Here is a 9,347-nt window from a genome sequence, read left to right as displayed (position 1 = left end):
CTAATTTTTAAACCGTTCTACTGTTTTGTTAGGTTTTGTTCTGAATGTTCTCATTCATGGTCTAAACCAAAGACCATTTTTATAAGAATTTTCAGGGTTTTACATACTGTTCAGTTTTCAAGGAACTGTTTTTCGTTGTTTCTGTGTCTCAGAAGCAACTCGTTTATTCTATCATACCGTTTCCGGTTTGTCAAGAACTTTTTTAAACTTTTATGAAGTGATTAAGAAGCTTTCTTAATGACTCTTAATAAGTTTTTGCCCTGTCGCTCAAGGCGAGTATTATAATAACAAATCCCTCAGCAAAAGTCAACCATTTTTTACCATTTTTTTGATTTCTTTGTTTCTTTGTTACAGTTCGTCCATGAGGCTGAACTGTAACAAAAATCCACGTAACCTTCCTGATCTGTTTCCCTCTTAAGGCAATCCTTGTCGTTATAACGTCCTGTACCTCTGCCCTATTTTGTGGGACATCCTTTTCCTGTACTTGTACCTCCAAATTCAGGATTGTCTTCCGCTCGTCAGATCGGTGCCGGCGTCTGTGCCAAAATTGAAATAATCGCAACTGCTGCCAAAATACCTGCGATGACTGCCACCGCAATGATGATTTTTCTTTTCATAGATGTTCTTTTCCTCACTTTCCACCCCTTATACATGCTCTTTGTAATCGTAGCGAAACGTATCTATCATCCTTTTATGCCCGCCAGTGCCAGAAACTTTTTATCCGACTGAATGCCCTGAGTCAAAAACTCTCCATCTCGGAACAGAGCATAGGTGGTGACCGGCGCAGGTACATTCTGAGCGGCTTCTTTGTCGGTGATGTGGATCGCTTGAAATGGGATCCCGTGTTCCTTTGCCGCCTCCTGTACCTTCGGCACCCAATAATAGGTGAAAGGGCACTGGTCGGTGTAATAGAGGACAAAGCCCGTTTCGCTGACTTTCGGGTGTCTGGCACAATCTTTGAATCTCGGCTGCTCTGCATCCTCTGCAAGGGGCAGGTACATGAGGTTGATCCCGCTGTCGGATAAGTCCGCGACCTTAAAGCCTTTATACTTCAGGAATTTCGGATCAGCTAAAAATTCCCGCTTCCGCCCCTCGGCGCACAGAATGCAAACGCCTTTCTTTCCCTGTTCTTTCGCGTCCCGGATGCACTCGGAAAGCAGTTCTGAGGAATAGCCGTGTCCCTTCATGGAGCCGGAAACCCACAGGCAGTTGATGTAAAGCCAGCCGCCTGCTTCAATGGGCACCCATGCGTTTTCCGCCGGAATATATTCGATAAAGCACTTTCCGCGCTCCTCGCTGCGATAAAAGACAAGTCCCTCATCAAATCGCTGCTTCAGCCACTCCTTTTTTGCAAGAGCCTGCTTGCCGGACATGGCGCAGCAGATGTGCTCCTTGTCGATGTTCTCTTTCGTGATATGGATATATTTCATCGATCTTCACCTGACTTTCTCCATATTTATTGCATAATTTTAGCATCTGTTGGAGGTTTGGTCAATTTTTCCCGTTCTTTCTGCAACCAGACTCCACCTTGGAAATGAAATGGTCAAACTGTGCCATGCTGTATGTGCGGATTTTTTGAACCGGCGTGTAAAGATAAGCTTCCGCAAAGCCATCCGGCTCCGTTTCCAGCATTTCATATTCCGCGGCACGCTCATAGTCCATCCTGTTCATCCGTTCCACGATCTTATCCAGGATTTCCTGTTTGCAGGAATAGTGCTTATACAGGGCCGCTTTTGTAAATCCCAGCTGCCCCGCGATATCATTCATAGATGTCCTTTTGCTTCTGCGCCTTTTTTGAACTGCTCACATAAGATTTGTGAATTTCCTTTTTTCTTGGCGAGCTTGAGATAATCAATATATTTTTCATTTGTTTTTCTCCTATCAATCCAGATTTAATTCATCTATAACTGATGTCAGAATTCTAAACTATCTGAATTCAAAAGAAAATACTTCATTCCCATGATGACAAATCCCTCATCATTTCTCCAAGGTTTCTTGCTGCCATTTACAATGACAATCTTCTTGAAAGAGTCTGGGATATTACGCAAAGAGTTGAACTCCTGAGTCTGCTTTTCTTCCGAAATCATGTCATATGCAACCTGAATATAGTACCTCTGGCTGCCTTGGTTAACCACAAAGTCAACTTCCAACTGCTTACGGGTACGTTTGCCCTCTTTATCTTTACCAAAGATCTGCACGACGCCCACATCAACATTGTAGCCACGGATCAGCAGCTCGTTATAAACAATGTTCTCCATGATATGAGTAGGCTCCTGCTGTCTAAAATTCAAACGAGCATTTCTCAGGCCCAGATCAGTAAAGTAATATTTCAGATTTGCGCCGATATATTTTCGTCCCTTAATGTCGTAACGGCTTGCCTTGGAAATCAAAAACGCATCTGCCAAATAGTCAATATGGTTTGAAATAGTTTTATTGGTATAAGTCATCTGACGCTCACTGGCAAAGGTGTTAGCAATCTTTGAAGGGTTGGTCGGTGCACCGATTGCAGATGCAAGCACATCAACCAGAATACCTATCTCATCCACATTTTGAATTTTATTTCTTTCTATAACATCCTTCAGATAAACATTAGCAAAGATGTTCTTCAAATAGTCTGCTTTCTGTCGTTCGCTCCAGAAACCAACAACCTGCGGCAATCCTCCGTAGATCATGTAGTCATCCCAGGCATCATCATAATCACCATCATAGGCAGAATAAAATTCAGCAAATGAGAGGGGATAGATTCTGATTTCATCACCTCTGCCACGGAACTCGGTCACAATGTCACTGGACAGAAACTTGGAATTACTTCCGGTGACATACACATCAATGTTGCTCATGCGTAGCAAACTGTTCAGCACTTCCTCAAATCTGGGCATGAACTGTACTTCATCCAGAAGAAGATAATACTTCCTATCATCCTTCATAGTATCCTTGATGTACTTAAAACACATCTTGGGATCTCTTAATTCCTCGTTCTCAATACCATCCAATGCAATTTCAATAATATGATCAGAGCCAACGCCATTCTCCAGTAAGTATCTCTTAAAGATGGTAAACAGCAAATAGGATTTTCCGCATCTACGAATGCCGGTGATTACCTTTATCATTCCATTATCTTTTCGCTCAATCAACTGATGCAGGTAAGCGTCCCTTTTAATCTCCATCATTGCTCTCCGTTTCTGTGCATTTGCACCTTTTTTAGTAATGATATTCTATCACAAAACAAGATACGCTTCAATGTTCATTCCTATTTTATGTGTATATGCATATTTTTATGTAATACGCTAATACAGATATGAAGCAGACTGCACTCCCACGCCCCTGTGGAATCAAGAACGCCGATACTGGAGAGCAAAATCCCACACCGGCGTTCTTGATTGTAATTATCTCATTTTCTAATCATAGCATGACTGATCGTCAACTCTGGAAACTGGAATTTTCAAATTAGTCTTTGCAAATAACCTTTGAATCTTCACCATCAATTACAATTCCCTGACGGTTGTTAATTGGGCATAGATTCAAATCCGAAAACTCAGTCATTATTTTCTCGGTAACTTTCTTAAATGGTGCTGTAAGATAATGCGGAAGAACATAGAAATCAATCAAATCAATCCCTGCATCATCTTCTTGTGAGTAGTCCTCCGGCTTTTCATCCATTTGCTCGATATATTGGATGCTTGGAGCGCATATAATTGCGCCTGCCGACTCGCCGATCATCAATTTTCCATTTGCCAATTCCTTTTTCAGCAGTCCATCAGTTCCCGTTTTACGGAGCTGGTCCATAAGAAAGAAAGAATTTCCGCCGGTAAAATATATCACATCTGCTTCTTCAAAAACAGACTGTATCGTTGAATAAGCCTCCGTTGAAATATCAATTTCAGTTACGATCGCTCCCAACTTTTTGAATAATTTTCGAGCCGAGCCGACATAACCGGTGTAGCCTTCACGCAGTGAAGCTGTTGGAATAAATGCGACTTTCTTATTTTCAATTTCTTCCTTTATCAGACTTCCTACACTTGAAAAGTGCGAACATAAAAATAATTTCATCAATATTCTCCCTTATAAATTCCGAGTTGTCGGTTTCAGTATACCATGCCTTCTCCCCACAGAAAAGCATGGCGAAAAACAAAAATGTCCCCGGAGGGCTTGTGCGTATGTTTTTCCAGCGTTTCCAATCTGAATTTCTCAGAACAGAATAGCCTCCGGCTTGAACTTATCTTTTTCGGTAATGGGGCGGATCACCTTGCAGGGCACCCCCGCAGCGATGACGCCGGCGGGAATGTCATGAGTGACGACGCTTCCCGCCCCGATAACCGAGCCTGCCCCGATGGTAACGCCGCCGCAGACGGTGGAATTTGCACCGATCCAGACGTTTTCCTCCAGCGTAATGGGTGCCGAGGTGCCAATGCCGTGGCTGCGCTGCTCCGGGTCGATGGCATGACCGGAGCAGGCAAGGCATACGCCGGGGGCAATAAAGGCACCTGCTCCGATGTTTACCGGAGAGGTATCCAGAATGACGCAGTTATAATTGATGACCGCCAAGCCGTGGGTATGGATATTGAAGCCATAGTCACAGTGGAAATCTGGCTCAATGCCGGTCATGGGAGAGCAGGTGCCCAGCAGGGTCTGCAGGATACTGCGCCGCTTTTCCTGTTCGTTAGGAGCGGTGCGGTTGTACTCCCAGCACAGTTGCTTTGCACGGTTCTGTTCCTCCGTGGGGGTGTTTTCATAGCCGCTGACGTAGGCGGCAGGGCGTTTCATAATATCCAGAGCGTTCATCGTGTTTGTCCTTTCCATACAGTGTTTTTTCAAGGATTATACCACATTCTCTGTCGGTGTGTAATAGGCTGCTTTTCCTCATTTGTTTGTCCGCTTGATCTTCTCCATCGCTTTGCCCTTAGCCAGCTCATCCACCAGCTTGTCCAATAGTGAATCGTTCCTCAACGAGTTTGACAACTCTTTTCTTTCATCGGGCTTTCCTCCACAAATTCCGATTTATCTGCGTGTTCCGTCATCATTAAAATTTTTTCTCAAAGCTTGCTCTGTCGGATAAATTGATACAATCAAAATAATACATTGAATTGTTACAAGGATTCCCCCTGCAACCCCAATCGTATTTTCATCACTATGGTATAACGGAATATGTACCAAAGCAGATGGTATAATCATTAACCATCCTATTTTCCACCAAAGTTTTCCACAATAGTCGTGGGCAAATTTCCATGTATCCATATTTTTCCTCGAACGAGTTGTTCTGTAGCCTAACATACCGTTTATATGTTTTGGACAATGTTTCCACATCATTCTTCCACCAACAACCATAACAATTGGAATTAATAAATCACATAGTAACATAAACCACCAAAAGCACATAAAATTCACCACCATAACTCCCGATTATACTCTTTCTCCTGCCCATCTTCTTAATCCTTCATTTCCTACATATTCACAAAGCTTGAAGTATCTTCGGTTACACTCGTGATCTTTACACGATCCGCTTCCACATGACAACTATAACAGACGATCTGAACACCTGCCTTCGCAGCCTCCACAAGTGCCTTCTTAAACTCCGGCTGTGCCGCCTCATTCGGCAGCACCCGATGAATTCCATTCATCTGAATCACAAAGGCGATTGCCGTGCGGTAGCCTTCCTTTGCCGCCTTTGTCAGCTCATGTAAATGTTTTACCCCTCGCTCCGTTGGTGCGTCCGGAAACACTCCGATGCCCGAATGCAGATCATCCGCCAGTGTACAGCCCTTCACTTCCGTCAGAAATTTTTCTCCATTTTTTTCCATGTAAAAATCAATTCTGGAGTCTCCGTAAGTATATTCTGCCTTCACAAGATCATAATTCAGGCTCATGAACTGCTGCTTCATCAGCGCATTCGGCGCCAGACTGTCAATATTCACCCATTTTAGTTTTGGCTTGTATACTGAGATCAGATCGTATGCCGTTTTTCGGTTCATATTCAACGACTTCTGCATCGTCACCTTCGCTTTCGGCACCAAAAGCTCCTGCAAACGCCCCGTATTTTTCACATGAACCAGCTCCGTCTCCCCATTGATCAGAACCTCTGCTGTGAAACGATTGATCCTGCGGACGAAGCTTCCTGCGACGGTATTCTCATAAATAATTATCGGTTTCTGTTTCATCATATATCATCCTCATGCCTGCAAAAGCACCCATCCTCATGCGACCGGATCACGCCAACGGCCTGCAGGTAGGCATAAACCACTGTGGTTCCCACAAATTTCATGCCATGCTTCTTTAAGTCTTTGGAAATTGCATCCGATAATTCCGAACTTGTTTTCCCCGTTTCCCGGATCACGCTGCCCTCCGTCCAATGCCATAGGTACTCTGAAAAGCTGCCATATTCCTTCTGAATTTCACGGAATGCCTGTGCATTGGTAACGGCAGCCTGTATTTTCAGGCGGTTGCGTATGATACCGGGATCCTTCCGCAGGGCTTCCAGTTTTTCCTCTTTGTAGACGCAAACCTTTTCGACATCGAAGCCGTCAAAAGCTTCGCGAAATGCATCTCGCTTATTCAGGACACATTCCCAGGACAGTCCTGCCTGAAAGCACTCCAGGATCAGCATTTCAAATAGCTTTCGATCATCATGCACCGGGACGCCCCATTCCTCGTCGTGATAACGGATGTACCGTTCATTTTTCGGATTTGCCCAGCAGCAACGTATTTTTCCATCTGCCCAATTCATTCGCATCTCACCTACCTATTTTTCCTGTCACGATTTTCCGTACACTCTCAACAAACTTCTTCACCATCGGATTCTCTGAGTTCTTCTTGTAATAAAGGTATGTCTTTCGTGACATACTCCCACCACTTAGCTCACGCTTGAAGTGGGGGCTTCTCGTTCGATTGCCCCGTTGGGCAAAGCATTCACGAGCGATCCCCGTGTGTCCCACGGTTCTTTTTGGCTGATATCTTTTTATGATGCTTTTTCGCTTTTTTCTAATATGATCCCGGATATTCTCAGACCTTCCCGGCAGATATTGACCGCCGCATTTTCATCACGGTCCATCCGGTTTCCGCAGCTGCAAAGATATACCCGATCTTCCATTTTCAGATCATGTTTTATTTTTCCACAACAACTGCATGTTCTGGAACTGGGATACCAGCGGTCGATGCGGACAAGCTTCTTCCCTTCCCGTTCCAGTTTATACTGCAAAAAATCTGTGAACATTCTCCAGCCGTTATCATGGACACTTTTTCCAAAATGATGTTCCCCGCTCATCGTTTTCAGATCCAGATCTTCGATACATACGATATCATAGAAATTGGTTATCTTTCTTGATTCTTTATGCAAGTAATCTTTTCTCTGGTGAGCGATATGTGTATGGATCCGCGCCACTTTTTTCTGCTGTTTTTTGTAACGATTGCTTTCTTTCCGGCAATGACTCAGTTTTCTCTGCGCTTTCGCCAGTTTTTCCTGGCTGTTTCTGAAATAGTGCGGATAACCTGCATGTTTTCCATTGGAATCTACATATAGTTCTTTCATGGAAAAATCGAGTCCGACGGCCTGCCTTATGTTCCTTGTTTCCACCGTCTTTTCTTCACAAAAATACAGAAGAGAAACATAATACCGCCCATCAGCTTCCATACAGACGGTTGCGCCTTTCAGGCAGGCATCTTCCCGGATCTTACGATGCTGCCGGATCCGGATCCAGCCAGTTTTGGGGAGCTTCAGCTTCCCATCTTTTAACAGGATATTTCCATTGACACTGTTTGTGGTATAGCTTTTAACAGGATTCTTTTTTGACTTGAATCTCGGAAAACCAATCGTTGGATCCCGGACATAGTTTTTATATGTAATCTGTAGGTGCAGCTGGGCATTGCACAGAGCAAGGCTGTCCACTTCTTTTAGCCATGGAAATTCTGCCTTATATTTTGCCGGAGTGACCTTTAGATTTTTTCCGGTCTTTTCATAGCATTCCTTCTTCTCTGACAGCATCCGGTTATATACGAACCTGACACATCCAAATGTTTTTGCAAACAGTTCCTGCTGTATTTTATTGGGATAGATCCGAAACCGGTATACTACGTTCATATTTTTTCTCCCCCTGTGTCTCGATGTACTGACGGATCACTTCGATCGGAGCTCCGCCGGCACTCAGGAGGCAGAAGCTCTGACTCCAGAACATTTCCTTCCAGAGCTTCTGCCGGATCTCCGGATACTCTTTTTTGATCAGACGGCTGCTGGCACTTTTATAGGCATTGATAAATTTACTGAGTTCCGACTTCGGATGGGCACGGAACATGATATGGACATGGTCCTCATCGTGATTCCACTCTTCCAGGGTGATATGATATTTGGGCGCAATGTATTCAAAGATTTCTCGTGCGCGATCCGAGATCGGATCATTCAGGACCTTTTTCCGGTACTTTACGACCAGAATCAGATGATAATAGAGTAAAAATACTGAATGTGCATTATTGTCAAGTTCTCTCATATTTATCAGCATTTCTTTCTATTTCGACTGATTTAATTATATCACAAATGAGATCATTTGTCTATTACATTTCAGAACATTTGTTCTGTTTAATCTGCAATCTATTTTCCCTTCAGGCTTCAGGCTTATTCATTGTATGCAGAATTGATGATATAGCACGACTGCAAAAATCAATATATGAGAAGTTTACAATACACAGCACAGCTATGTGCAATAATCTGATATTTACATGCCAGCTATGGCACTATGCAAGAGATGGTAATTCAGCTCACCACCTATAGAGGTGGGAGAATTCTTGCTGATTCTTGTTAAAAAAGCACAAGACGTCGCAGGCGAACGTCCGGAGCGGAGCGTAAACATTCGAACCCGCGACCCTCGCCTTGGCAAGGCGATACTCCACCACTGAGCCACTCGTGCATAGGTAACATACCTTCAAAACCACATATTGAACTCCATCAACCTTTGAATCTTCACTTTTCCTCTTGTCATATCGCGACAGTCACCAAGGTCTCGCGTAGGCGCGGACTTTAGCTCGTTGTTCGCGCAAAATAAAAAGACCAGACATCTCTGCCCGGTCTACTCACACATACCTTCAAAACCACATATTGAACTTCATCAACCTTTGAATCTTCACTTGACCTTCCTGGATAAGCCCTCGACCGATTAGTAACAGTCAGCTCCATGCATTACTGCACTTCCACCTCTGCCCTATCTACCTCGTCGTCTTCAAGGGGTCTTACTTCTTTCGAATGGGATATCTCATCTTGAGGGGGGCTTCACGCTTAGATGCCTTCAGCGTTTATCCCTGCCAGACTTGGCTACCCGGCCATGAGCTTAGCAGCTCAACCGGTACACCAGCGGTCCGTCCATCCC

The 9,347-nt window shown here is 44.1% G+C and carries 12 protein-coding genes and 1 rRNA gene; all 13 read right to left on the bottom strand.

All coding sequences use genetic code 11. From position 1 onward, the window contains the following. Positions 1–244 precede the first annotated feature (244 nt). Positions 245–496, bottom strand: coding sequence for a hypothetical protein (locus FN001_RS17860; protein ID WP_142412759.1), 252 nt, complete (start codon positions 494–496; stop codon positions 245–247). Between the two features lie 187 nt (positions 497–683). After that, positions 684–1,430 (bottom strand): GNAT family N-acetyltransferase, encoded by a 747-nt coding sequence (locus FN001_RS17855; RefSeq protein WP_118533597.1) that lies wholly within the window; start codon positions 1,428–1,430, stop codon positions 684–686. A gap of 61 nt (positions 1,431–1,491) precedes the next feature. Next, the gene (locus FN001_RS17850; RefSeq protein WP_243122069.1) at positions 1,492–1,767 is read right to left on the bottom strand and encodes a TetR/AcrR family transcriptional regulator; all 276 of its coding nucleotides are present in this window, start codon (positions 1,765–1,767) and stop codon (positions 1,492–1,494) included. Positions 1,768–1,913: 146 nt separating this feature from the next. Then, positions 1,914–3,167, bottom strand: a complete 1,254-nt coding sequence (locus FN001_RS17840) for an ATP-binding protein (protein ID WP_142412761.1) — start codon at positions 3,165–3,167, stop codon at positions 1,914–1,916. Between the two features lie 280 nt (positions 3,168–3,447). Then, entirely contained in the window at positions 3,448–4,050 is a 603-nt protein-coding gene (locus FN001_RS17835) for a Type 1 glutamine amidotransferase-like domain-containing protein (protein WP_007888235.1), read from the bottom strand. 138 nt (positions 4,051–4,188) lie between these two features. Next, complete coding sequence (locus FN001_RS17830; protein ID WP_142412758.1) at positions 4,189–4,782, bottom strand: sugar O-acetyltransferase; 594 nt, start codon at positions 4,780–4,782, stop codon at positions 4,189–4,191. A 78-nt stretch (positions 4,783–4,860) separates the two neighbouring features. After that, the gene (locus FN001_RS18565; protein ID WP_279230978.1) at positions 4,861–4,992 is read right to left on the bottom strand and encodes a DUF2200 family protein; all 132 of its coding nucleotides are present in this window, start codon (positions 4,990–4,992) and stop codon (positions 4,861–4,863) included. 6 nt (positions 4,993–4,998) lie between these two features. Then, positions 4,999–5,376 (bottom strand): SdpI family protein, encoded by a 378-nt coding sequence (locus FN001_RS17820; protein WP_118298916.1) that lies wholly within the window; start codon positions 5,374–5,376, stop codon positions 4,999–5,001. A 65-nt stretch (positions 5,377–5,441) separates the two neighbouring features. After that, positions 5,442–6,158: a DNA/RNA nuclease SfsA gene (gene sfsA, locus FN001_RS17815; RefSeq protein ID WP_142412757.1), complete on the bottom strand. Its 717-nt coding sequence runs from the start codon at positions 6,156–6,158 to the stop codon at positions 5,442–5,444. Beyond that, positions 6,155–6,727: a DNA-3-methyladenine glycosylase I gene (locus tag FN001_RS17810; protein ID WP_486463538.1), complete on the bottom strand. Its 573-nt coding sequence runs from the start codon at positions 6,725–6,727 to the stop codon at positions 6,155–6,157. Before FN001_RS17810 ends, sfsA begins: the two co-directional genes overlap by 4 nt. 225 nt (positions 6,728–6,952) lie before the next feature. Beyond that, a complete protein-coding gene (locus FN001_RS17805) occupies positions 6,953–8,071 on the bottom strand; it encodes an RNA-guided endonuclease TnpB family protein (protein ID WP_142412755.1) in 1,119 nt (372 codons plus the stop codon). Then, positions 8,034–8,474: an IS200/IS605 family transposase gene (gene tnpA / locus FN001_RS17800; RefSeq protein ID WP_142410931.1), complete on the bottom strand. Its 441-nt coding sequence runs from the start codon at positions 8,472–8,474 to the stop codon at positions 8,034–8,036. The genes FN001_RS17805 and tnpA overlap by 38 nt, the downstream gene beginning before the upstream one ends. 643 nt (positions 8,475–9,117) lie before the next feature. Then, positions 9,118–9,347: ribosomal RNA gene (locus tag FN001_RS17790) — 23S ribosomal RNA — on the bottom strand; the annotation flags it as partial.

The sequence above is a fragment of the Clostridium sp. Marseille-P7770 genome (assembly GCF_902143525.1).
Taxonomy (GTDB): Bacteria; Bacillota; Clostridia; order Lachnospirales; family Lachnospiraceae; genus Pilosibacter.
The sequence above is the reverse complement of the archived record's forward strand: the minus strand, read 5'-3'. Positions and strand labels throughout refer to the sequence as shown.

What these genes read in the sequence shown, in the direction of transcription:
- FN001_RS17855 (WP_118533597.1), bottom strand. Translation starts at nt 1,430, where the DNA reads ATGAAATATATCCATATCACGAAAGAGAACATCGACAAGGAGCACATC.
- FN001_RS17850 (WP_243122069.1), bottom strand. Translation starts at nt 1,767, where the DNA reads ATGAATGATATCGCGGGGCAGCTGGGATTTACAAAAGCGGCCCTGTAT.
- FN001_RS17840 (WP_142412761.1), bottom strand. Translation starts at nt 3,167, where the DNA reads ATGGAGATTAAAAGGGACGCTTACCTGCATCAGTTGATTGAGCGAAAA.
- FN001_RS17835 (WP_007888235.1), bottom strand. Translation starts at nt 4,050, where the DNA reads ATGAAATTATTTTTATGTTCGCACTTTTCAAGTGTAGGAAGTCTGATA.
- FN001_RS17830 (WP_142412758.1), bottom strand. Translation starts at nt 4,782, where the DNA reads ATGAACGCTCTGGATATTATGAAACGCCCTGCCGCCTACGTCAGCGGC.
- FN001_RS17820 (WP_118298916.1), bottom strand. Translation starts at nt 5,376, where the DNA reads ATGTGCTTTTGGTGGTTTATGTTACTATGTGATTTATTAATTCCAATT.
- sfsA (WP_142412757.1), bottom strand. Translation starts at nt 6,158, where the DNA reads ATGATGAAACAGAAACCGATAATTATTTATGAGAATACCGTCGCAGGA.
- FN001_RS17810 (WP_486463538.1), bottom strand. Translation starts at nt 6,727, where the DNA reads ATGCGAATGAATTGGGCAGATGGAAAAATACGTTGCTGCTGGGCAAAT.
- FN001_RS17805 (WP_142412755.1), bottom strand. Translation starts at nt 8,071, where the DNA reads ATGAACGTAGTATACCGGTTTCGGATCTATCCCAATAAAATACAGCAG.
- tnpA (WP_142410931.1), bottom strand. Translation starts at nt 8,474, where the DNA reads ATGAGAGAACTTGACAATAATGCACATTCAGTATTTTTACTCTATTAT.